The sequence below is a fragment of the Cupriavidus pauculus genome (assembly GCF_008693385.1).
Lineage (GTDB): Bacteria > Pseudomonadota > Gammaproteobacteria > Burkholderiales > Burkholderiaceae > Cupriavidus > Cupriavidus pauculus_D.
Window position 1 is genome coordinate 1,297,396 of the sequence record NZ_CP044067.1, and the last position, 23,154, is coordinate 1,320,549.

13 protein-coding genes are annotated in these 23,154 nt (G+C 63.0%); 4 read left to right on the plus strand and 9 right to left on the minus strand.

Going from position 1 to position 23,154, the window contains the following annotated elements; all coding sequences use genetic code 11:
* Positions 1-1,307: 1,307 nt before the first annotated feature.
* From FOB72_RS33000 to FOB72_RS24245, 6 genes are all read right to left on the minus strand, one after another.
* On the minus strand, positions 1,308-1,724 hold the full coding sequence (locus tag FOB72_RS33000) for a DUF6984 family protein (protein WP_411859879.1): 417 nt from the start codon (positions 1,722-1,724) through the stop codon (positions 1,308-1,310).
* Positions 1,673-2,170, minus strand: a complete 498-nt coding sequence (locus FOB72_RS24225) for a hypothetical protein (RefSeq protein ID WP_150375205.1) — start codon at positions 2,168-2,170, stop codon at positions 1,673-1,675. Before FOB72_RS24225 ends, FOB72_RS33000 begins: the two co-directional genes overlap by 52 nt.
* Positions 2,167-2,547 carry a hypothetical protein gene (locus FOB72_RS24230; RefSeq protein WP_150375206.1) on the minus strand — a complete coding sequence of 127 codons (381 nt, stop codon included), beginning with the start codon at positions 2,545-2,547 and terminating at the stop codon, positions 2,167-2,169. The genes FOB72_RS24225 and FOB72_RS24230 overlap by 4 nt, the downstream gene beginning before the upstream one ends.
* Positions 2,548-2,763: 216 nt before the next feature.
* Positions 2,764-3,261 (minus strand): hypothetical protein, encoded by a 498-nt coding sequence (locus FOB72_RS24235; protein WP_150375207.1) that lies wholly within the window; start codon positions 3,259-3,261, stop codon positions 2,764-2,766.
* 298 nt (positions 3,262-3,559) lie between these two features.
* Positions 3,560-13,021, minus strand: coding sequence for a hemagglutinin repeat-containing protein (locus tag FOB72_RS24240; RefSeq protein WP_150375208.1), 9,462 nt, complete (start codon positions 13,019-13,021; stop codon positions 3,560-3,562).
* 364 nt (positions 13,022-13,385) lie between these two features.
* Positions 13,386-14,657 (minus strand): DUF445 domain-containing protein, encoded by a 1,272-nt coding sequence (locus FOB72_RS24245; RefSeq protein WP_150377371.1) that lies wholly within the window; start codon positions 14,655-14,657, stop codon positions 13,386-13,388.
* 167 nt (positions 14,658-14,824) lie between these two features.
* Between FOB72_RS24245 and FOB72_RS24250 the strand changes: the two genes are divergently transcribed.
* The 4 genes from FOB72_RS24250 (at position 14,825) to FOB72_RS24265 (ending at position 20,140) form a co-directional block, all read left to right on the plus strand.
* A complete protein-coding gene (locus tag FOB72_RS24250; RefSeq protein WP_150375209.1) occupies positions 14,825-15,829 on the plus strand; it encodes a Bug family tripartite tricarboxylate transporter substrate binding protein in 1,005 nt (334 codons plus the stop codon).
* Positions 15,830-15,925: 96 nt separating this feature from the next.
* Positions 15,926-17,200 carry an LLM class flavin-dependent oxidoreductase gene (locus tag FOB72_RS24255; RefSeq protein ID WP_150375210.1) on the plus strand — a complete coding sequence of 425 codons (1,275 nt, stop codon included), beginning with the start codon at positions 15,926-15,928 and terminating at the stop codon, positions 17,198-17,200.
* Between the two features lie 88 nt (positions 17,201-17,288).
* Positions 17,289-19,760 carry a xanthine dehydrogenase family protein molybdopterin-binding subunit gene (locus tag FOB72_RS24260; RefSeq protein ID WP_150375211.1) on the plus strand — a complete coding sequence of 824 codons (2,472 nt, stop codon included), beginning with the start codon at positions 17,289-17,291 and terminating at the stop codon, positions 19,758-19,760.
* Positions 19,667-20,140, plus strand: a complete 474-nt coding sequence (locus FOB72_RS24265) for a (2Fe-2S)-binding protein (RefSeq protein WP_150377372.1) — start codon at positions 19,667-19,669, stop codon at positions 20,138-20,140. Before FOB72_RS24260 ends, FOB72_RS24265 begins: the two co-directional genes overlap by 94 nt.
* Here the strand turns inward: FOB72_RS24265 and FOB72_RS24270 are convergent.
* From FOB72_RS24270 to FOB72_RS24280, 3 genes are all read right to left on the minus strand, one after another.
* Entirely contained in the window at positions 20,103-20,669 is a 567-nt protein-coding gene (locus tag FOB72_RS24270; RefSeq protein ID WP_263364838.1) for an RNA polymerase factor sigma-70, read from the minus strand. The two genes, FOB72_RS24265 and FOB72_RS24270, sit on opposite strands and share 38 nt — an antisense overlap.
* 241 nt (positions 20,670-20,910) lie before the next feature.
* On the minus strand, positions 20,911-21,168 hold the full coding sequence (locus FOB72_RS24275; RefSeq protein ID WP_150375213.1) for a FecR/PupR family sigma factor regulator: 258 nt from the start codon (positions 21,166-21,168) through the stop codon (positions 20,911-20,913).
* Positions 21,169-21,285: 117 nt separating this feature from the next.
* The gene (locus FOB72_RS24280; RefSeq protein ID WP_150375214.1) at positions 21,286-23,043 is read right to left on the minus strand and encodes a cyclic peptide export ABC transporter; all 1,758 of its coding nucleotides are present in this window, start codon (positions 23,041-23,043) and stop codon (positions 21,286-21,288) included.
* Positions 23,044-23,154 lie beyond the last annotated feature (111 nt).

Genomic DNA, 23,154 nt, shown 5'->3' on the forward strand with positions numbered 1-23,154 from the left:
CTTTTTCCGCTCTGGCTCTCCGAAAACCCGTAATCAAGGGAGCCTTAATGTCTACATCGATTACATTCCAATAACACAAAAACACCTACTTTATTCCTCTTCCCATGGTCCCCTCCGCGGAGGCGGTTCCAATTCGCCACGATCTCGCCGCTTCTGCGCTCGCAAATCCTTTACGAAGTAGTAGGTAATAGCCACGAAGAATGTGAGAAAAACTGGCAAGCCGGCAATAAGCGGCCTCCACCCGCCCCCCTGAGCCAAGGAGAAGCCTGCCGCCACAAGAACGAGATACGTCAGACTGAGATAGCCCACAATAAGGCGCTTGAATATTTTCTTACGATTATCTGCCGAACTCATTTCCGTTCCTTAAGACGACTCTCTATCCCGGCAAGGGGCCTGCATTCATTTGGATCAGTAGGTTCGCAACACTCCGACCGGTCCCCGAGCAGCGTATTGAAGGCCAGGTCCGATTACCGCAGATGCAGCTGCCAGCCCTCCAGCGAGGCCGGGATTCTGAGTGGGGCTAAAGCCAAATGCTGCTTCACCAGCCAATCCAGAAACATTTAAGGATGAGAATGATTGTCGGAATCTTTTACTCTTCAACTTTTGGGAAACTGGCAGAGCCACCTCAACCATTCCTCCACCAAGGTCCCATTTCGCGAAGAGGACGACCCAATATCCTGGCGTTTCTTAATGGCGACGGAAGGTAAATCAGCAAGTAGATTCCCACCAAGACAGCCGTTGGACAGAATACTAATAACATGCTTTCTCGCTCATCGAATCCAACTATTTTTTGTGCTGCCCCTGCGAAAACCATCCCCCAAAAAATAGCCCCAACTGACGCAGCACCGCCAACTACGATGCAGATCTTCAATGCGTAGAAGATTTTCATCCAATTCATTTTTATTCTGACCTCGGGTGATTCCGTTAGATGAGTAGAGGACCGCCGCAATCGCCATTGCCGTTGCGCCCGCCCGAAGCAAGACCCCTCCTTCTTTGACCATCAGCCTTTATCTTTCGTCGGGCTTTGCTGCGGGTTCTTCCTGCGTCTTTTTCATTATGATTCTTATATGTTCGCTTGGGGCGGTTGCACTACCGCCAGTCAAGTACCCAAGTCCAATCATGCCAATTCCTGCTACCGTGGTGCCGATGGGATCTTACGCAACGTTGGGAGTCACTAGTTGATTGTAAGTCTGCCGTACCAAATCTCGCCTGATAATTCATCAACCGCGATAACTCACATCCTATTTAACTAATATAAAATAGAACAATAAGTTAATACAAACCCTCGAAAAAACTCCACATATCCATTACATTTGACCACTCCCCGGCAATCTAGGAATGTCAGCAATATCCCAATTCACTGGAAAAGATCTTAAGGATGTAAAATCCACTTTCCATATGTCTATTTCGCACGGAATATGTTCCCTATCGACGAAGAGCGTAGCCAAGACGAGCACCCCATCCGAGTCGAATGATTGCGCAGTCGAGACCATTTCTTTATATGTGCTGCTCTGATAATCGGGAGGCACCTCGGCTACCAACTGAAAACTTCCCATCCCTCCATCGCCCAGACTCTGCACCATTAGGCCTTCTAAGTTGTCAGGAAGGTCAACTCGCTCGCCGATACCGCAAAGGAATTTCAGAAGAGATGCTTCCGCGCTAGATATAGCTCTCATTTTTCGCCCTGCTTGCCGATGCATTCGCCTGCGTAGTGGGATAGCCATTGCTGGGCGAAGGCGAACGGGTCCATGGGCAACGCCGAAGCGCCGATGGCTTGCATGGCAGGCGGGAGGTCTTTTGGGACTTCGAGCTGGGACTGCGTGATGCGGAAGCATGGGGCTTCATTGTGCAACGCAGGGTACTCAGCGCGCGCGATGGCCTCGCCGCGAACGGCGGGGGCATTGATCGCGGCGGCGCGCTCGCGGGATTCTTGTTGTTGGCGCGTGCGTTGGTCTTGTTCGCCGTTGGTTAGGCCAAAAGATTGTATAGGTGGGACTTGGGCATTGATAGCCGTCGAAAACCACGCAATTCCAACGAAAACAACTAGTTTCCGAGACCAATTCTGTGACATTACACGCAAAATGAGGAAGATAAAATTCACCATTAAAACAGTGCTTGCACCATAGAATCGAATATGGGCGCCTGGGAAACGACCAACCGATTCTGTCAACTTATTTCAATGGCCGCGTAGCTTCGTTTTATAAAATCGATAAAATCCGAATTCTCCTCCATATCAATAGCATCCCACGACAACAGATTCCGACGAGCAAGGTTATCCGTAAGTTTTTCTGTACCAACAAAATATAGGATATTCCATATGTCATCGACATCGAAACCTCGGCTGACATCCCCATTGGTCAAATAATCCTCCACCAACTTGACATCAACTATCAACGGCTTTCCAGGGTAATCATTAAGCTTAAGCAGACCACATGCCAAATTTACGCACAAGAACTCCACAACAGCATGCCTCCATTTTATGGAATTATCACCAAATGGCCCGCCCGCGTAATCAGATAACGCCGAAATAGGAGTGAAGTCATCCAAGGCTGCGTATATCAATTGCCGTTGATAAGATATAGGAGAGAAAAACCGAATTTTCATATTAACTAGAAGGAAATTCTATTTTAGCCGGCCTACCTTTATTCAGCCCTCGAATAGATGCATTATTAATTTCAACCGTCGCAGTGTTGGGATCAGCACGATCTATTGTCACCGTATCCAATTGATCCAGTTCAAGCCCGATATATTTTCGGCGCCCACCTAATCCACGCATGCCGCGCGCCGCTCGGATGGATACGTCATGTACAGGTATCCATTGCGCGTATCGTCATCAAGCATGATGAGAGCAGAGGCACCACCCTTACATAAGAATATTTTTTCGCCATAATCCTTCGATGTTATCCACCCCAACGAATTCAATGTCTCCTTATATTTTTTCATCAAAACTGCAGACCATGCATCGGACGAAACCGTAAGCCTTAGCGTAGCGCTGCTTATTTTTGTTTTCTTGTCATCATCAAAATCGAGAATCTTTACATTTTCACTGCGGATGATGTCCATGTCATGCCGCATCATCTGACGAGCCGATCTTGTCTCTGCAAGAGACGGATTCGACTTGAACGAATATCCTATACATATTAAAACAATAATAAAAACAGTCGAAAGCAAAATCGAACAAAAGCTGCGCAATGTGGCTTCCCACGTTCCAGGCGTTGCGATAACACCTTTCCCTCTTTGAGCCTCAGAACGTTTCGACATCAGCCTTTATCTTTACCGGAGTTTGCTGCGGGTGCTTTCTGCGTCTTTTCATTATTATCCTGATATGTCCGCTTGGCCTTTTTCCAATCTGGCTCTCCGAAAACCCATAGCCCGGACAGCTGTGCACGCGCGGAAAAAAATCCCACCAACGTCAGTAAGAATCCAGTTATAAGGAGAGTGAAAGCTAGCCATCGCGACCGGACTTGAATCCATAGAACACCACATATCATTAAAAAACCAATGACGCACATCAACGATTGTGCTAGCCCCGTAAAATTTCCATTCTTAAAAAATCGATTCATTTCTCCGCCCCATTTATAATCTTCCGCCAGAGCTGATTCATTTGCCGCTTGATTTCATCCATCGAGACTGTACCTTTAATGGTTTCGCCAAATTCGTTCAGAAATGGTCCCGCAACCGGCACTTTGACACTCAGCGCTCCGATCTCAGCACCAAGGACACTCTCACCCACGTACTGCCCGACGTCAGGCCGAGCAAGCTGCTCAAGACCGCCTAGCGCCCAACTCGCGCCTCCGAAAAAGAGCGATATTGCATCCGCCGGAATCGCGACCGTGGGATTCGTTGCTCCCACCGCTGCGGCGATAGCGCTGGCACGCCCCGTTTGCGTACTTAGAGAACTTGCGATGTTCGCCACATCAGTCGCACGCTGCTGTATCTCCTTATCAGTGTAGGGGGGCGGAACTCCCGCCACGCAATCGGCTTGTCCCGCGCCACACCTTGATGTCGGAAGCGCCCCCGGAGAACTAGTGAAACGCGGCACGCTGCTGTAGTCCTGGCGATGTTCATAAGGAATATCACCGAGGATAGCTTTCTGTTGCGATTGAATGTACGCCATGATTGCGGTGTCCGGCTTCGCTTGGACCTCTTGAATGCGGGTAGTCCCTGCAAGCGACGTCCATTCCACGCTACCGTCTGTTGGTTTGGATGTCGCCGCATCAATCACGTCTCGATTGCCGGACTCCAGTACGTTCCCGTTCATGTCTACCAAACTAGACAATCGCATCTGGGCTTCGATTTGTTCGACGGTGTAGAGGCCTCCGCTGTTCTCCGCCATCCGCTTCGCCAGCGCCTTCTCATCCGGATGCAACTGCCGATTAAACCGATCCGCATTCGCCGCAGTCGCTGCACCTGAGCCACCGCCAGCAACAGCGCCGATGCCTCCCGCCGCGAGGTTCGCCGCCAGGTTGCCGATGGCTTTGTCCAGATCCTTGTTACCGGTGTTGGCGCTGTCCGCCACGGCTTTGCCCAGCGCGGCGAGCTGTTCTGCCGCGAGCGATGACAGGCCCGCGCCTGTCGCGCCGGCGAGGGCGTTGCCGCCGCCGAGGGCGGCGATCATGGCGCCGCCTGCGGCGTGGAGGGCTGCGCGGTAGGCGCCGCCTTCCTTCCAGCCTTCGACGTCTGCCTTGGCTTGATCGAGCGTTGCGCGGTTCTCTTCGGACGGATTCGCGTCGTAAGCGATCTGCGCGGCCTTTTGCGCGTCGGTCGCTTCCTTGCGCTTCGCATCCGCAATATCCCCGACCGTCCTCCCAACCGCCTCCCCAGCCGCCTGCGCCGCCGCCATCATGTCGGCCTGCTTGCTCAGTACGTCGTCCAGGTCCGGGCCCTTGCCGACCGTGGTGTTCGTGTTGCTCAGGTCACGGTTCAGTGTCGCCACATCCCGATTCTGGTTGGCCTGATCGGTGATCGTGATCGTGCCGGCTGCGATGCCCGCCTGGCTGACGCCGCTCTGGCTGCCGCTTTCGCTTTGCGGGATGAAAGGGCTCACACCGCCCGTGTTGTACCCTGCCGTCTGGCCCGACTTCTTGTCGATGACCTTCTGCCCGAAGGTGAGCCCTCCTGTCAGGCCCATCGACGTGCCGCTGTAGTCCGACTTGTTCTCGATATCGCTCCAGGTAAGCGTGCCGGTCGTGAGCTTGTTCTTGTCCTCGTCGGCCGTGCTCGCAATGATGGCGCCCTTGAGGTCCGTGTTGCCCTTGACGTTGATATCGAACCCATCGTCGCCCGCGCGGATGCCGGATTGTTCCGTCACGTTGGCGTAGTTGCTGTCGGCCTTGCCTTTTGACGCCGAGAACGAACCACCCGCGCCGCCCTGGCTGATGCTCAGGCCGCCGCCCATGCTCTTCTGCTCGGCGTGGCTGACTTCCGTGTCCTGACGGCTGGCGATATTCAGGTTGCCGCCAATATCGGCCGACACCTTGCCGCCGCTGACCACCCCGCCGAGGATATTGGTGTCGTTGCCCGATACGATCGTGACCGACTCGCTGCCATTCACGTGGCTATTTACCTGCGTGGTGCCGACCGTATCGCTATTGCCTTTGCTCATCTGGCCGGACACCGACACGCCGAAGCCCTGCGCGCCGTAGGAGACGCCGATGCTGCCGCCGCTCGACTTGTTCGTGGAATGGGTTTCGTAGGTATCGGTGGCCGAGACGATATTGACGTCGCCCCTGGCGCCCAGACCCACTTTGGTGGCCGAGACGTCGGAGCCGATGATGTTCAGGTTGCCGGCGGTCTTGTTGCCGTCGGCATCCACGCCCGTTGCGATGAACGTGGCGGTGCCGCCCGCCTGAATATTCGATCCCGTATGGGTCGTACTGTCCTGCGTGAGCGTGTTCTTGCTCTGGCTGGTGCCGAAGGACAGCGTGATGGCCGCGCCCTGCGGTCCCTCTCCCGCTTTCAGGGCGTCATAGGCGGCGCCTGCACCAGCGGCCGCGTCATAGGCGTCCCGACCTGCTGCGATGCCCCACAACGCCGACGCGCGCCCATCTTCGCTCTTCGTGCTCGCGTTGATCTTCTGGCCGGCATTGATCGCCGCGCCGATGGCCCCGCCGCTCACACCGAGCGTGAAGCCCGTCTGCTTGATCTCATGGGTCTCGTCGTGGTGCTCGCTGCCTTTGGCGGCCTCGATGATGACATCGGCGCCCACGCCGGTCAGGTCCTTCGCCGCGATGACCTGACTGCCGGTGATCTGCAGCGTGCTGCCTGCTTTCAGGCTGACGCTGCCGTCGGTGCTGCCGACGAGGCTGCCGGTCTGTGTGACCGAGCTGTCATGCGTCGTGTCCTTCTGGTCGCGCATGCCGTAGGACAGACCGCCGCCGGTGGCACCGAAGCCGGTGGCCTTCGTATGGGAATACGTCTGGCTTTCGCTAGTGCTTTCAGCCGTGGTGATGGTCAGGTTGCGACCCGCTTCGAGGCTGAGATCGTGCGTGCCGGCGACGGTCGAGCCGGCGATGGTCATATCGCGGCCGGCGCTGCCGGTGATGGTGTCGCCCGACACGACCGAGCCGACGGCCACGCTGTCGCGCGTGCTCGATGTCGTTGTCGTTTCCTTCTTCGACATGAAGCCCGAGCTTTCGGTATGGGACCAGCTGTCGCTGCGATGTTGCTCGGTCGCCGTACCGATGGTCACGTCGCCGGTGGCAACCAGCTTGACGGCGCCGTCCGTGCTCGACACGCCCGAGCCGAGGATCGCCACATTGCCAGTGCCGTCGGACTGCGCGGCAGCAATACCGTTGCCCTGCAGGATCTGATTGACAACGGCGGTCTGCCCCGCGCCAAGCGTGACATTGCCGCCCGCGTCGATGGTGGCGGCGCGGGTGCTTTCGTCGTACGCGGATTGCGTGAACTGGGAGGCCTTGTTGCTCATCGCACCGGCGGCCTGCGTGTGCGTGTCCATGGTAGCCGTTACGGTCGTGTTGCGGCCGGCCACCAGCGCGGCGTCGCCGCCGGCGTCGATGGACGAGCCCGTCAGCGTCGCATCACGTCCCGCCACCGCAGTCATGCTGCCGCCGGTCTTCACTGTGCTGCCGGCATTCACGGTGGTCTCTTCGCGCAGGTAGTCCTTCCCGCCATGCGCGGTCGCATCCTGCGTCGTGCCGAGTTGTACCGTCCCGATGTTCAGGTCTCGCCCCGCAGCCAGCATCGCGTTGTTGCCTGCGTCCACCGTACCGCCAGCGATCGTGATGTCGCGGCCGGCCAGCATGGCGACATTACCGGTACCTTCGATGGTGGCCACCGCGCCGATGCCGGTGGCGCTTGCGCGGTTGCCGTTGGCCAGCGTCGTCGTGTTGGTGATCGTCTGCGACTGGTTGACGATGTCGCGGCCGGCGGCGACGACGACATCCTGGCCGCCGATGCGGCCGCCCAGGTTGCGGACGTCCTGCGTCGCTGACACGACGGTCGTGCCGCTGCTGCCGATGCTGCCCCGGTTGACGATGTCGGTACCGACGATCTGCGTGGCAAGGTTGCCGACAATCGAGCCGCTGTTGTCCACGGTGCCGGACGCGTCGATGGAGACGGTATTGCCCGCGACCAATGCGCCGGTGCTGTTCAGGTCAAGGCCGTTGCCTTGGGCCAGATAGACCTTTGGCACGAGCACCGACTGGGTGGTGCCGTCCGGCAGCGTGACGTCCTGCGACACCATCCATACCATGTCGGTGGTGAGCTGGCGCATCTGCTCGTCCGTGAGACCGACGCCCGGGGTCAGGTCGAAGGCCTTGGCATAGGTGACGCCGTTGTTCATCAGCGCCTTGTACTCCTCCAGCTGGTCCGTATAGCCCGTGAGGAAGGTCTTGCCCGTCAGTTGCGTAATCTGGTCGCGGACCAGTTTCTCTTCGTAGAAGCCGTCGCCGAGGCGCCTCTGGGTCTTCTGCGGATCGAGACCGAGCGCGCCCAGCATGTAGTCGCTCGAGATGAAGTTCGTGTACTGCGTGAAGCGCGGGTCCGTGGCGACAAGGTAGGTGTCGCCGGGGGCAGTGCGGAAGCGGTAGAGGCCGTTGGTGGGCAGCGTGAGGTTGGGGATGCCGCCTTGCGGCGTGCCCAGCGTCTGCACTACGCCCTTGACGGTGCTGGTCCCGACTGCGCCGGCCTGCCCTGCATTGCCCGTGGCACCGGCGGCCTGCGTACCGGTGGCACCGCCGCCGGAGACCGTCGCGCCCGTCACCGCGGCGCCGACGGTGTTCACCGAGGCCACGGTCACGTTCTGCGCCGTGGTCTGGACGTTCTGGTTCGCAGTGGCCACTGCGGCGAGCGCCGACGTCGTGGTGGGTGCCTGCGGCGCGCTCGGGTAGGCGACGACCTGCGTGTCCGAACTGCTGCCCGTGCGCTGGTGCCAGTAGTAGGTGGAGGTGTCCTGCGTCGTGACCGTTTGCTGGAGCACCGTGCCAACGTCCTGAATCGTCCCGTTCGCGGCCGCGCGGATCAGGTTGCCACCGGCCGCCATCGTCGACGACTGATTCAGGATATTGCCGTTGTTGCTATTGATGCGGATGCTGCCCGATGCCTGGATCTTCGCCGCGTCCGTCGCGCTGACGAGCTGGTCCGTCGCGGTCGTCGTCACCGTGGTACGGCTGATCTCGTTGTAGTCGTGACCGAAGTTAGCCTGTTTCACCTCGTCCGGGCGGATGTGCAGGTTCGGGTCCCAGTCGGGCCATAGCGTGATGCTGTAGGTCGTGCCGTTGTCTGTGATCGACTGGTAATACTGCGTGGGCCGCGTAGCGATCTCGCGCGTGCAGATGCCCGTGGTCTGGTCGCACGGGGAACTCGGCGTGGCGATCTGGTCGATGTACTCCTCGATGGGAGACTTCACGAACGACAGCGTCTTGTTCGTCGTGTCGAGGTTCTTGATATCGGCCTTGTCGACGGTCACCGTGATCGGGCCACGCAGCGCGTTGGTTTGTGGCGTGCTGACCTGCGCGCTCTGGGTGTTCCAGTTCCACTGGGGGAACGTCAGGCTGGTATGGATGGCCAGATCGATGCCCGAGAGTCCCGCCTGCCACAACGTCAGCGTCTGCGACGCGGTCTGCGTCGGCGTGCCGGCCGTGGTGACGATGCTCGTACGCGTGTTGCTGAGCTGATTGGCGGCGATGTCGATATCGCCGTCGGCCTCGATATTGGCCGAGCGGTTGACAAGCGTGTTCGTCTGGTTGACGAGCAGGCCCGTACTTGCGTCACGCGTGCCGTCGCGGGCGATCTGCAGGTTGCCCGCGCTATACAGCGTCGCACCATCGAGGTTCTGGACCGAGTTGGTCGCGTACAGGTTCAGGTTCTGCACGGCGGCCATCAGGGCCGAGGGGCCGTTGTTGAGAATATCCGTGCCCTGCACCTGCACGTTGTTGCCGATGACCGTCCCGGTATTGCTGACCGTCGGGCCCGTGACCTTGACGGCATCGCCCTCGATACGGCCGGCGTTGGCGACAACGTTGGTGGCCGTGACCGTGGTGGTCGTGGCGTTGATGTCTGCGGAGTTGGCGTTGACCACGTTGGTGCCTGTCACCGTGACAGCGCCTGCGGAGGCGAGCGTGCCGGTGTTGGTCAGGGTGCCCGTGGCATTGACGCTCAGGTTGCCGTTGGCGTGGACTTGATTGGCAGCGTCGTTGGTGTAGTCGCCCGCGACGTTCAGCGTGAGGTCGCGGCCGGCGATCATGGTGCCACTGCCCGATAGCGCGCCTGCGACGGCGACGTCCTGATTGGCTTTGACCGCGCCACCGAGGTTCGACACGGATGCGATGTTGAGGCTGACGTCCTTGCCGGCGAGGATCTGGCCACTGGCGTTGTCGAGCGTGGTGGCGGTCTGGTTCAGCGTCAGGATCTGGCCGTAGAGGGTGCCATTGCGGTTGTCGAGTTGCGAGCGGATCTGCAGGTCGAGCGCGCGCCCGGCGGCGATCTGGGCGCCGGTGTCATTGGCGAGCGTTTGCGCGGCGATCGTGATGTCGCCGTTGGCGCCGATCTTGCCCGACGTGTTGGTCAGCGCGTTGGTGGCCGTGATCTTCGTGGCGCCATCGCCGGCGTTGACGAGCGCGCCACGCGTGTTGTCGATACTCGTGGCGGTGACGATTGCCGTGGTCGTCGCCCCGTTGGCGGCCAGCGTGCCATCGGTATTGATAAGGGCGCCGGTAGCCCCGACGGACAGATTGCCGGCGGTCTGGGCCGAGCCCGCGGTGTTGTCGATGCTGCCGCCGCTCGCAAGCGTGAGGCCGGTGTTGCCGAAGACCTTGCCCCGCCGGTTCGACAGGTTGCCGCTCGTGATAGCGGTGGTCTTGCCCTGCGCGGACAGCGTACCGCTGGCGTTGTCGAGCGTCGTGGCCTGCGCGGCGAGGTTGCCGTTGGTCTGGATGACGCCGCTCGCATTGGAAAGCGTCTGCCGGCTCGTGACCGAGAGATCGCCCGTACCCGCGTGAGATACCGTGCCGCTGTCGTTGACGACACTGCTGCCGTCGATCGAGAGGCTCGCGCCGTTGGCGACGATAGTGCCGCCGGTGTTGTCGAGCGTGCCCCCTGCCGACAGCGTCGTGGCCCCCTGGCCGTATTGCTGGATCGTGCCGCCGCGGTTCGAGAGATCGCCGGTGGTGGTGACCGTTACGCGGTCGCCATCGAGCCAGCCGCCGGCGTTGCCGACAGACGCCGCGGTGATGGTGGTGCTGGCGGCCGAGATTTCGCCGTCGCGGTTCGTGGTGGCGCCCGTGCTCGTCAGCTGCAGATTGCCGCTGGCGGTCAGGCTGCCGGTGTCGTTGTCGATCGTTTGCGCGTTGAGCGTTGCGTTGCCGCGCGAGGTGATGGTGCCCGCATTGATGATCGTCGTGCCGGCGTCGAGCTTCATGGCGCCGTTGCCGCCGATCAGGCCCGTGTTGGCGTTGACGATGGCCTGTTGCGCGGTGACTTGCGTCAGGCCGTCGCCTGCGTTGGCGATGCGGCCGTCGGTGTTGTCGACGCGCGCGGCGGCTGCCGTCAGGGTGCCACTCGCTGACTCGATGCGGCCACCGGTGTTGGTGAGCTGGCCGTTGGCGTGCAACGTGAGGCCGGTTTCGGCGTGGAGCGTCGCGTTGGTGTTGTCGAGGGGGCCGTCTGTCGTGACGGTGAGGGCCTTCTGCGATGACACCGTGCCGCCGGTGCTGTTGAGCGACCCAAGGCGTGCGGTGAAGTCGCCATTGGTCTGGAGCGTGCCGGTGGCGTTGCTCACTGCGCCCTGCGTCGTGACCGCGAGTGCGCCGGTGCCGGCGTGGGAGATCTGGCCCGCGTCGTTGGTCAGCGTCACCGCGTTGACGGTCAGGTTCTGCGCGTTGGCGGCAATGGTGCCACCGGTGTTGTCGAGTGCGCCGCCGGCGGTGATCGCTGTATCGGTAGCGCCGGTCTGCTTCAGCGAGCCAGCGCGGTTGATCAGGTCGCCCGTCGTCTGGATGGCGAGTTGCGTGCCCTCGATCTGGCCGGAAGTGTTGTCGAGGGACTGGGCCGTGATGGCAACGCTGGTCGCCGAGACGGTGCTCTGGCGCGTGCTCAGCGCGTCTGCGTGGGTCGTCAGTGCGCCAGCTGCCTGGACGGTTGCGCCGGACAGGTCCATGGCGCCGCCCGACAGCGTCAGGTTGCCATTGGCCGCGGTCTGGCTACCCGCAAGGTTCAGGCTGCCACCCCGCAGCGTGGCATTGCCGCTGGCGGAATTACGGCCCGTGGCCGTGACGGCGCCCGTGGCGTTGACCGTGAGGTCGGCGGACCCGGCGGTGGCACCATCGGGCATCATGCCTGCGGCAAGTGTGCCGGTTGACGCGACGCTCTGCGCGTTGACGCCGAGCCACTGCTGCGCGGCCAGCGTGCCGCCGTTCGTGAGCGTGCCCTCGGTACGGACGTCTACTGCACCGACGGCATATGTCGTGCCACTGTTGTCGATGCCATCGCGCGCGGACACCGAGAGATTGGTGCTCGCGCTCGTCTGCCCCGCCAGCACGAGCTTGCCCTGCGCGGTCAGCGTCATGTCGCCGGCCTGCGCGGCCGCGATGCCGCGGAGCGAGACGCCGACGCCGAGTTCCGTGGATGCCAGCAGGATCTTGTTGGCGTACATGCCGCCGAGCTGGCTGACGTCGATGCCGGCGGACGGCGCGGGGCCATTGCCCGCGATGGCGTTCGCTTCGAGCGTGTTGTAGTTGACCTGGTTGGCGCCGGCCACCACGTTGAGGCGGTTGGCGTAGAGCGCCGCGTTGGCCTTGACCGCGCGCGCGATCACATCCACCTGGTCGACGTTGGCGGCGTTGAGACCCGCGCCCTCGAAACTGATCTGGCCACCGGTCACGCGGAACGCGTCGAGGCTGCCGCTGCCGCCGTAGATCGGCGTGCCCGTCGTCAGCGTCGCGCGCGGCGTGTTGATAAAACCCGCGCCGTCCACGAAGATGCCGTTCGGGTTCGAGATGACCACCTGCGCGCCGGGGCCAGCCACTTCCACATAGCCGCGCAACTGGCTCGGGGACATGCTGTTGACCTGGTTGACGATGATGCGCGCGGAGCCGCCGGGCAGCAGGTTCGGGTTGCCGTTGATCAAGCCGGCCTGCTGCGTGTTGACGATGCCAGGCGAGTTATTGAGGATGGCGCCGCCGCGGTTGACGTCGAATTGGTTGTAGTGGTTCGTTGAGACGCCCGCGGCGGAGGGACGGGTGATATTGACCTGAGGCAAACCGTTGGGGGTCGCGATGACCGTGGGGCGGTTGGCGCCCGCGTTCGGGTCGGCGACGATCTGCGCCGCTGCCGTCATCGGCACACCCATGCAGGCCCCGAGGGCGATCCATACCGCGAGACGGATAGCCCCGATCGTTGAGATCGCGAAGCGATGCACGGCCGCCCCGGGCAGCGTGCCGCGCTGCGCCCTGCCCAGGGCGGCACTGTGCCGGCCTGTTCCGGTGCTGCTGGCTGTCTCCGCCACGGCCATTGGGATGGCGCGCGTGCGGTTGAAGACGATGCGGTAACAAAGGCGATTCATGGGACCCCGGATGCATGGCGTGTCGCTTGGCGCATCACACGGCGACATGCTGGGAATCCGCTGCAACCTCGGGGCAAAACACCAACGCACTACCCTTCGTACCGCGCGCAACTACAGCTGTAACCATTTGTAACGACACTGACGGGGCGCAGCGTAGAGGATGTGTAAAGGGATTTACACCCTACTTTTTGGCTAGCTCAAGTCTGTTTTGATTCACAAGTCCTCAACGCCCGCAAGAGCATACGGCTGTGCAACCGCGCTGGATATGGCATTACAGCCATTTTCCGGCGTTCGAGATAACCGCTGTCTCCTGATATAAAAGATATTTACATCAGATTTAAATGTACGATCGGCGCAACGATTTCTACTGCGCAAGCCACCCCGGCAACTGGGCAACGAGATATAGCGTCGCGCCAATCAGGCCCCCGACGATCGTGCCGTTCATGCGGATGTACTGGAGGTCCCTGCCGACGTTCAGTTCGATCTGCCGCGACATGTCGCGCGCGTCCCAGCCGCGTACCGTGCCGCTGATATGCCGCGTGATGAAGTCCGCGAAATCGGGCGCCATTTGCCCCGCGGCGTCGCGCAGGTGCTGGTTGATCGATTGCCGGAGCGATGCGTTGCGCGCGAGTTCGTCGCCGACCCATTGCCCCGCGGCAACAACGCGTTGATAGACGGACGAGTCCTCGCGCGTCAGGTCTTCCTTGAGCCGTTCACGCCAGTCGTTCCACAGCTCGCCGATATACGCGTGCAGCGCCGGATGTTCCTGCAGATAGCGCTTGATATCGTTGGCCTTCGCGTGGAACGCGGCATCGTCGCGCAGCCGGCGAATCAGGTCCTGCGTCACCTCGTCGAACTTCTTGCGCAGCGCGTGGCTGTCGTCCTGCTCTACCTGCGTGAGAATGCGCAGCAGCGCGGCGGAGATCATGTCCGCGCCGCGATTACCGATCCATTCGGTCGGCAGCACCTTTTCCTTGGCAGGATGCTCGGCCTTGAGCCATTCGACGATACGCGCCGCGATGAGCATGCGTGTGTTGGGCTCGTTGAGCAGCGCGACCAGATGCGTGATCGACTCCTTGAGCAGCACCTGATGGCGGTTGTCGCGCGTGAGCATGTCGAGCACGTCCGCCGCGGCCTGCGTCAGGTCGATGCGGCGTAGCACCGCGTTGATGGCATCGCGCGCGAACTTGCGCATGTCGTCTTCATCGAGCAGGTCCAGCATGCCGCGCAGGAACTTCGCCACCGCGTCGCCAATCCTGCGTGTGTTCTCGGCGGACTGGAGCCAGTCCGCTACGGCCTGTGCCGGGTTATGCCGGTCGATCAGCGCGACGACCGAATCCTTGTCGAGGAATTTCTCTTTCACGAACACCGCGAGGCCATCGGCAATGTCGTCGCGCTTGCGGATGATGATGTTCGTGTGGCCGGACAGGCCCGGAATCGGAATACGGCGGAACAGCGCGGCCACGGCGAACCAGTCGGCGAGCCCGCCGACCATGGCGGCTTCCGCGGCCGCGCGTATCCAGTCGGTGGCCAGGCTATGCGGCATGAACAGGGTGGCGGCGAATATGCCGGCCGCGGCGAGCAACAGGGCGGTGGCGCGGCGCTTGGCCTTGCCCAGTTCCTGCGCCTGCGTCATCGCATTCGTGTCGTGTGCGTGAGGGGTCTGCATGGGGCTATTGTCGTCCATTCGCGGAGCAGGCTCACGAGCCATATAGCGAAACCGCCTATTCACATGCCAAATGGTCAGTTCGGGATGCAGGCGCGCAGCCGTAGGATGCAAGGCTCGCCTCTCGCCCGTACATCATGTCCATCGCTCGCATTCTTTCGCGACGCGCGGCGCTGCTCGTCCCTACGATTGCCGCCACGCTGTCGCTGTCCATCCTTGCCAACGTCTCCGCGCATGCGGAGGGTGTGTATCCGCAGAAGCCGATCACCTGGGTCGTGCCCTACACGCCCGGCGGCACCAATGACAATGTGGCGCGCATCGTCACCAAGCGGTTGTCGGAGAAGACCGGGCAGCCGGTCGTGCTCGAGTACAAACCCGGTGCGGGCGGCACGCTCGGCGCGGGCTTCGTCGCGGCGGCCGCGCCCGATGGCTATACGTTGCTGAACACGTCGATTGGCAATCTTGCGATTGCGCCGCAGCTGATGCCCGTGAAGTTCGATCCGTTCCGGGACCTCGTGCCTGTGGCCTATATCGGCAACTCGCTGGCGACGGTCGCGGTGAATCCGCATGTGCCCGCGCAAACGCTGCCGCAGTTGATTGCCTATGCGCGCGCGCATCCGGGGCAACTGACGTTCTCCAGCTCCGGCAATGGCACGCCGGGCCACCTTGCCGGCGAGCTGCTCAAGCAGACGGCCAATATCGATATCCGGCACGTGCCATACAAGGGCAGCGCGCCTGCTGTGGCCGATGTGGTCGCGGGGCACGTGGATATCGTGTTCGATCCGCTGAGCGCGCAGTTTATCCGGCAGGGGAAATTGCGCGCGCTCGCCTATTTTGGCGGCAGCCGCGCACCCGACATGCCCAACGTGCCGTCGATCCGTGAGTCGGGCGTGAAGGATTGGGAAGATTCGCTCGCCGGCGCGTTCTTCATCACCGCGCCGCGCGGCGTGCCGCCCGAGGTGCTCGCGAAATTGCGGCAGCTGATCGGTGAGATTCTCGACGAGCCCGACACGCGGGCCGCGCTCGCACGCGTGCAGGTCGATGTGCAACGCCTGACGCCGGAACAGACGTCGCAACGGATCCGGCAGGTGCATGACATTGCCGCGCGGGTTGCCACCAGCGGTGCGCTGGCGGCGAACTGACCAGTCCCCCGCCGGGGTTCCGCCTGGTTTTTGACTACCGCCCGCTCGCCGCGCAGATGGCGAGCGGTTTCCTTCCCACCTTCTTCATTCCCCCAGATGAAACTCGGTCTCTTCCTGCTCGCCGCAGGCCATCATGCCGCCGGCTGGCGACACCCCGACGCGGAATCCGGCACCGAAAACATCGACCTCGTCGTCCGCATGACGCAAGCCGCCGAGCGCGCGACGTTCGATATGGTGTTCTTCGGCGATCGCCTGCTGACGACCCCCGACTCGCATCCGTCGATGATCACGCGGCCCGATCCGCTCGCCATGCTCGCCGCGCTGTCGATGGTGACCACGCGGATTGGACTGGCCGCGACGGCCTCCACCACGTACACCGAGCCGTTCAATCTCGCCCGCACGCTCGCCACCGTGGACACGCTGTCGCGCGGGCGCGCCGCGTGGAACATCGTGACGACGTTCGCCGACGGCTCCATCAACTTCAGCCGTTCGCGGCACCCCGATCACGACGAGCGTTACGAGATCGCGGAGGAGCATGTCAGCGTGGTGAAAGGCCTGTGGCGCTCGTGGGACAAGGATCCCTACGTGCAGGACAAGCAGGCCGGCATCTACGTCGACGTGAACAAGATGCATGCGCTCCACCACGAGGGCAAGCATTTCTCGGTAGCAGGGCCGCTCAACGTCACCAACAGCCCGCAGGGACACCCGGTGCTGATCCAGGCCGGCTCGTCCGGTCCGGGGCAGGCGCTCGCGGCGCGCCACGCCGAGGTCGTGTTCACCGCGCAGCAGGACCTCGAGGCCGCGCAGGCCTTCGCGCAGGGACTGAAGGCACAGGTCCGCGATGCCGGCCGCGATCCGCGCCACTGCCTGATCATGCCGGGGCTGATGCCGATTATCGGCCGGACGGAAGCGGAAGCCCACGAGAAACTCGCGCAGCTGCAATCGTTCACTGACCAGTCAAATGCCCTGGCGATCCTCAACGAGCAGCTGGGCATGGATGTGTCGGCGTACGCGCTGGACGAACCGCTGCCGCCGCTCCCCACCGACATCGTCGTGCACAGCCGCAGTGCGCTGCTGATCAAGCTGGCCCGCGCGCGCAACCTCACGCTGCGCCAGCTCTACCACCTGTGCGCGAGCGCGCGTGGCCATCAGATCGTCGTGGGCACCGCGGAACAGGTCGCCCAGCACATGATCGACTGGGTGCGCGCGGGCGCGGCCGACGGCTTCAACATCATGCCGGCGTACTTCCCGGGCGGCCTCGAGGAATTTCTGAACGAGGTCGTCCCCATCCTGCAGACACGCGGCGAATTCCGCCGCGAGTACGAAGCCGACACGCTGCGCGGCAACCTGGGGCTGCCTCTGCCCCGCTGACCGCGACGCCATCGACAATCCTCCTCGCGCCCCGGAGTGACATTGACTAATATAGGTCACTGCAAGGGCAACGGGACTTGTCGATGTCATGCTGAATCGCAGATCGTTCGTTCTGGGCAGCACGGGAGCGGTGGCGCTCGCCATCGGCTGGGTGGTCTGGTCTCCGGACCGCCGGCTGACCGGCAAGGCCACGCCCGCCAGACCCGCGCGTGGCGACGTGCCGCTCAACGGCTGGGTCATGATCGACGCCGACGACAACGTCACCGTGGTCATGTGCAAGGCCGAGATGGGCCAGGGCATCCATACCGGTGCCGCCATGATCCTGGCCGACGAGCTCGGCGCCGACTGGTCCCGCGTCCGCGTGATACAGGCCCCCATCGATTCGCTGTACATCAATCGCGAGATCCTTCCCGCCAGCCTGCCGTTCCGGCCCGACGATAACGGCGTAGTGGCCCGCACACTCAGACGCACGGTGCGCCGCGTGGCGCCGCTGGCGGGATCGATGGCGACGGGCGGCTCGACCAGCATCGCCGACCTGTGGACGCCGATGCGCGAAGCGGGCGCGTCCGCACGCGCGATGCTGTGCGCGGCGGCGGCCAGACGCTGGGACGTTCCCGTCGGCCAATGCGATACGAAGGATGGCAAGGTCTTCGACACCTCGGGCCGCTCGCTGACCTTCGGCGAACTGGCACTGGCCGCGAAGGACGAAACGCCGCCGCGCGATCCGGTATTGAGGACCGAGGGCCGATTCACGCTGATCGGCAAGCCCGTCAATCGGCTCGCGCGCGAAGCGCAATCCAAGCTGAACGGCTGCGCGCGGTTCGGCATCGACGTGCAGTTCGACGACATGCTGTACGCGAGCGTGATGATGAACCCCTCGCTCGGCGGCACGCTGAAGCGATTCGACAGGTCGGCCGTCACCCATACCGAAGGCGTGCAGGGTTTCTATCCCATCGACGGCTACAACGGCGGCACCGCCGGCATCGCCGTGATTGCCGCCAATCCATTCATTGCCATGCGCGCGCTGAGCGAGCTGCCGGTCGAATGGCATCCGGGCCCCGCCGCGGAACTCGATACCGCGGCCATTCGCGATACGTTGCTGAAGTCGCTCGATGACGATGACGACAACGTCCATAGCTTTTACAAGACGGGCTATCCCGACGCGGCGCTGAAGCAGCTGAAGACCGTCGCGGAGATGACATACGAGGTACCCTACCTCGCCCACGGCGCGCTGGAGCCCGTGAACTGCACGGTGCAGGTCGAGCGCGATGTCGCACACGTGTGGGTCTCCACGCAGGTGCCCATGGATGCCCGACGCGCGGTCGCCGATGTGCTCCGCCTGCGCGAGCGCGATGTGCATATCCACGAGCAGCTGCTCGGCGGTTCGTTCGGCCGGCGGCTCGAAGTCGATTTCATCGCGCAGGCCGCGGTCATCGCGCGGCACGCCACGCCGCGGCCCGTGCAAACGATCTGGTCGCGCGCGCAGGACACCACGCACGATTTCTATCGCCCCGCATGCGTGGCGCGATTCACGGGTGGACTCAATGCCCGCGGCGAACTGGTGGCGTGGCGTAGCGCTTCGGCAAGCCAGTCGATCGCCGCGCAGGTATTGCCGCGCGCGTTTGGCCAGCCCGAGTGGTTCGCGCGGCTGATGCCGGACGCGTCGATGGCGGAAGGGGCGTTCGACCAGCCGTACGAATGCAGCAATATATCCGTCAGGCATCATCGCGTGGACCTGCCCTTCCCCGTGGGTTACTGGCGTTCGGTCGGGCATTCCCACCAGGCCTTCTTCGTCGAGAGTTTTATCGACGAGATGGCGACGGCGGCCGGCAAGGATCCAATCGCGTTTCGGCTCGGCATGCTGACACAGCGCGCGCACGCGCGGCACGCGGCCGTGCTGCGCGCGGTGGCGACGCTGGCCGGCTGGCGCGCGCCGCATCGCTGGCGAGAGGGTGCGGATGCGGGGAGCAACGCGGGGGGCAACGCGGGGGGCAAAGATTACGCCCGCGGCGTGGCGCTGCACGAATCGTTCGGCAGCGTGGTAGCGCAGGTAGCGGAAATCCGGCGGGAACGCCGCGGGCAACAGGAAGGTTTCACCGTAACGCGCGTGTTCTGCGCCGTCGACTGCGGCCGGGCAATCAACCCCAGCCTCGTCGCACAGCAGATGGAGAGCGGCATCGTCTTCGGCCTGTCGGCCGCGTTGGGACAGGCCATTACCGTGCGTGACGGCGTAGTGCAGCAGCGCTACTACACCGACTACCCGATGGTCTGCATGGCGACATGCCCGGAGATCATCGTCAAGGTGCTTGCGAGTGACGCCCCGCCGGAAGGCGTAGGGGAATCGGGCACACCGCCCATCGCACCCGCCGTCGCAAATGCGCTGTTCGCACTCACAGGCAGACGGCATCGCGCGCTGCCGCTGCTGGCGCCGCCGAAACCTGCGGAGGGAGAAGACAAATGGAGCACGTGGTGCAGATCGATCTCAACGGACAACCCACCGAGTTCCACGCCGAAGCCGCCACTCCCCTGCTTTGGGCCCTTCGGTGCGACAAGCACCTGACAGGCACGAAGTTCGGCTGCGGGGTCAGCGTCTGCGGCGCGTGCACGGTGATCGTCGACGACGAGGCCGAGTATGCGTGCCAGTTGACGCTCGGTCAGCTGCGGCAACGCGGCGCCCGGCACATCACGACCATCGAGGGCCTGTCCGGCCCCGTTGCCGCCGCCCTGCGGCAGGCGTGGATCGATTGCGATGTCGTGCAATGCGGTTACTGCCAGAGTGCGCAACTGATGGCGGCCGCGCAGCTGCTCGGGCATGCGCGCAATCCTTCGGACGATGCCATCAAGGAGGCCATGAGCCGCGTGTTGTGCCGTTGCGGCACGTATCCGCGCATTCTCAAGGCGATCAGACAGGCAGTGACCCAGCTGGGCCGCGGCCGCTGACGTCAGTGGCGCCGCTGGCGTCGAGGGTGTTGTCCGCGCCGAACAGCGCGTCGCGACAGCAGGTCAGCGCGTCGCGGATCATGAAGTTCACCAGCGTCGGCGACACGTTGAGCATGACGGCGATGTCCTTCTGCGGCACCCCGCGAAAGCGATACATCTCGAATGCCCATTGCGTGCGTTCCGGGAGCGATGCCAGCGCCTGCATGACCGAGCCGAGCGCCTGCTGGCCCAGCATGACGTTCTCGGGCGACGCGGCCTCGCTCGTCACGAGCAGGCCCTCTTCCTCGCCACCGACGTGGCGGTTTTCCACCTCGTTATGACGATGCCTGTCGATCGCAAGATTGCGAACGGTCTGAAACAGATAGCTGACCGGATAGCGCACGACGATGGCCTTTTCCTGGTCGAACAGTTTGACGAACGTGTCCTGCACCACGTCTTCGGCGCTCTCGCGAGAGCCCACGATACGTGCCGCAGCCTCGATCAACGCGCGGCGATAGCTGATGAACACCCCATACAATTCCTGGTTCATCCGCACGGGCTCCGCACCCCTTGCGTCCGCGACATTCCCTAGCTCCATCGACTTCTCGCTCATGCGATACCCCCGGGAGAAATTCGTCAAATATGCTACGTGAAATGCGAATCATTCGCAATGCATTTGCAGCATAGGGTCATTTCGATGACGGGGGTATGACGGCGCAAAGAGCGTCGGAAACGGGGCTGACCGTGCCCCGGCTTATCGGAAAAGCGGCAGAAAACTTCCGAGCGACGGCCTAGCGCGCCGCGGCATCGTTCCCCTGCGCGGGGCGTTGCGGATCGAGGGCCGCGGTCAGTTCGGGCGACAGCTTCCCCGTGACCTGCCAGACCACGAGGGCCTGCCTGAATTGCTCCGCATGGCGGGGCGATGTCCCCAGCCATTCCAGCAGCCGTTGTTCGGCCGTGGCGTCCAGTTGCTGGTCACGCATCAACATGACCCAGCCAAGCGCCGCATCCCAAACGGGATCGTTGCCCGTCTTGTGCAGTTCTCCCACGAATGACTCCCAATTACCCGTTCCAACACCGGCCTCAAGGCTGGCACTTGTCGTGTCATTGTACTCACACGCCGTGATGTGGCGGCGTTTATCCGGCTAGCGATTGCAAACATTCGTTCAGGCGACACGCGCGTTCGCGTGCGTGTCCGCGCCGGTGGCGGGCGGTGTATCGGTCAGCCGGCCGTTCTCGATCCAGACCATGCGGTCCGCGGCGTCGAAGTAGCGGTCGTCGTGCGAGATCACGAGCACGGCCTTGCCCTGCGCCCGCAGTTCGCCAAGGATCTCGCGATAGAAGATGGCCTTGAAGGCGGGGTCCTGGTCGGCGGCCCATTCGTCGAGCACGATCACCGGACGGTCCTCGAGGCAGGCCGCCACGAGCGCGAGCCGCTTGCGCTGGCCCTGCGAGAGCGCCCGCGTGGAGAACATGCCGTTGGCGACCGACACCTTGTGCTGCAGCTGCAGCCGCGCGATAAGCCGGTTGGCGCGCGCGTCGATGCCCTCGCCCGCAAGCCCGACGAGGCTGTCGAACAGATGGAAGTCGGAGAACACGGCCGTGCATTGCTCACGGTGCATGGCGGCGCCGACGCTGCCCGATAACGTTCGGCCGTTCACGCTGACATGACCGCCCTCGGGCGCGTACAGGCCTACGAGCAGCTTCGCCAGCGTGGTCTTGCCGCTGCCATTGCCGCCGACGAGAAACACCACTTCGCCCGCGCGCAGCGACATGTCGATGGGGCCGAGCAGGAACGAGGCGTCCTCCGCTTCGCGGTGATAGCGATGGGTGACGCCATGCAGGGCGAGCTCGCGGAACGGTTCGATGGCGCCATTCACCGTGGCCTGCATCGGCGCCGCATGATCGGCATCGAGCGATGCCGCGGCCTGCTCGATGCGCTGGCACGCCACGCGCGCCAGGTTCATCTGCGGCAGGCTGTTGAGCAGCCCTTCCAGCGGCGCCATCATGTAGAGGAACACCAGCGTGTAGCCGCTGGCCACGGCCGCATCGGCGCCCAGCGGGCGTTGCAGCACGAACAGGATGATACCGATGACCACGAAGAACAGCGTGCTGCCGATGGTCAGCGACAGATATAGCAGCGACAGGCCCGCCGTGCGATGCGCGCGCACGCGGTCGATGGCATCGGCCAGCGGGCCGCCCAGAAACGCCGCGGCGCGTGCGCGATTGAGCTTGAGTTCCTTGGCACCGCTGAAGATCGCGCTGAAATGTCCGGTCAGCACATCCTGCCATTGCGCGGCTTCGCGCAGCGCGCGCTGGGAACGCTTGCGGCTGGCGCGGTAACACAGCGACCCGCCGAACACGGCCACCAGCGACAGCAGGAACACCTGCCACGACAGCCATGCGAGGTAGCTCAGGCAGCCCACGACGATGGTGCCGTTCATCACGATGAATGGCATGGCAACAAGCAGCGTGGCCACCTGATTGGTGTCCTCGCCCAGCAACGCCATGCCCTTGCCGCCGCCCAGACGTTCCAGATCGCGATACGGCGCGGCCAGCAGGCGCGCGCCGACATGTTCGCGCAGGCGCGCGAGCACGGTCTGGTTCAGTCGGACGAACAGCATCAGCGAGACCGTGCGGCAAACCAGCACGAGCACCGCGAGCGCGGCGAAGCGCAGGCCCAGCGCGGCCAGCGCGTCGGGCGGCGTGCGCAATGCCGCGTTGATGGTCGCGACCAGTCCGACGGCCGCCGCGCCGCCGCCGAGGCTGGCGACGGTGCCGAGCACGAGCAGCCGGCCGGACGCCTGGAACAGCACGTGCCGGAGCGACAATCGCGCCGATGCCGATGGGGCGTCAGGCGCGGCGGGCGCGGTCGGCGCGGTGGAGGGCGGAGACGACGAGGCGGAAGCAGGGGAAGCGGTCATGCGCGGGTCCGTGATGGCGTTCGTTATCTGGGATGACGAACGACACCGGCCGCGAATTACCCCTTCCCTGCCCTTTCCTCCCATTTCCGCGCCTGACGACGCGTATTTCAG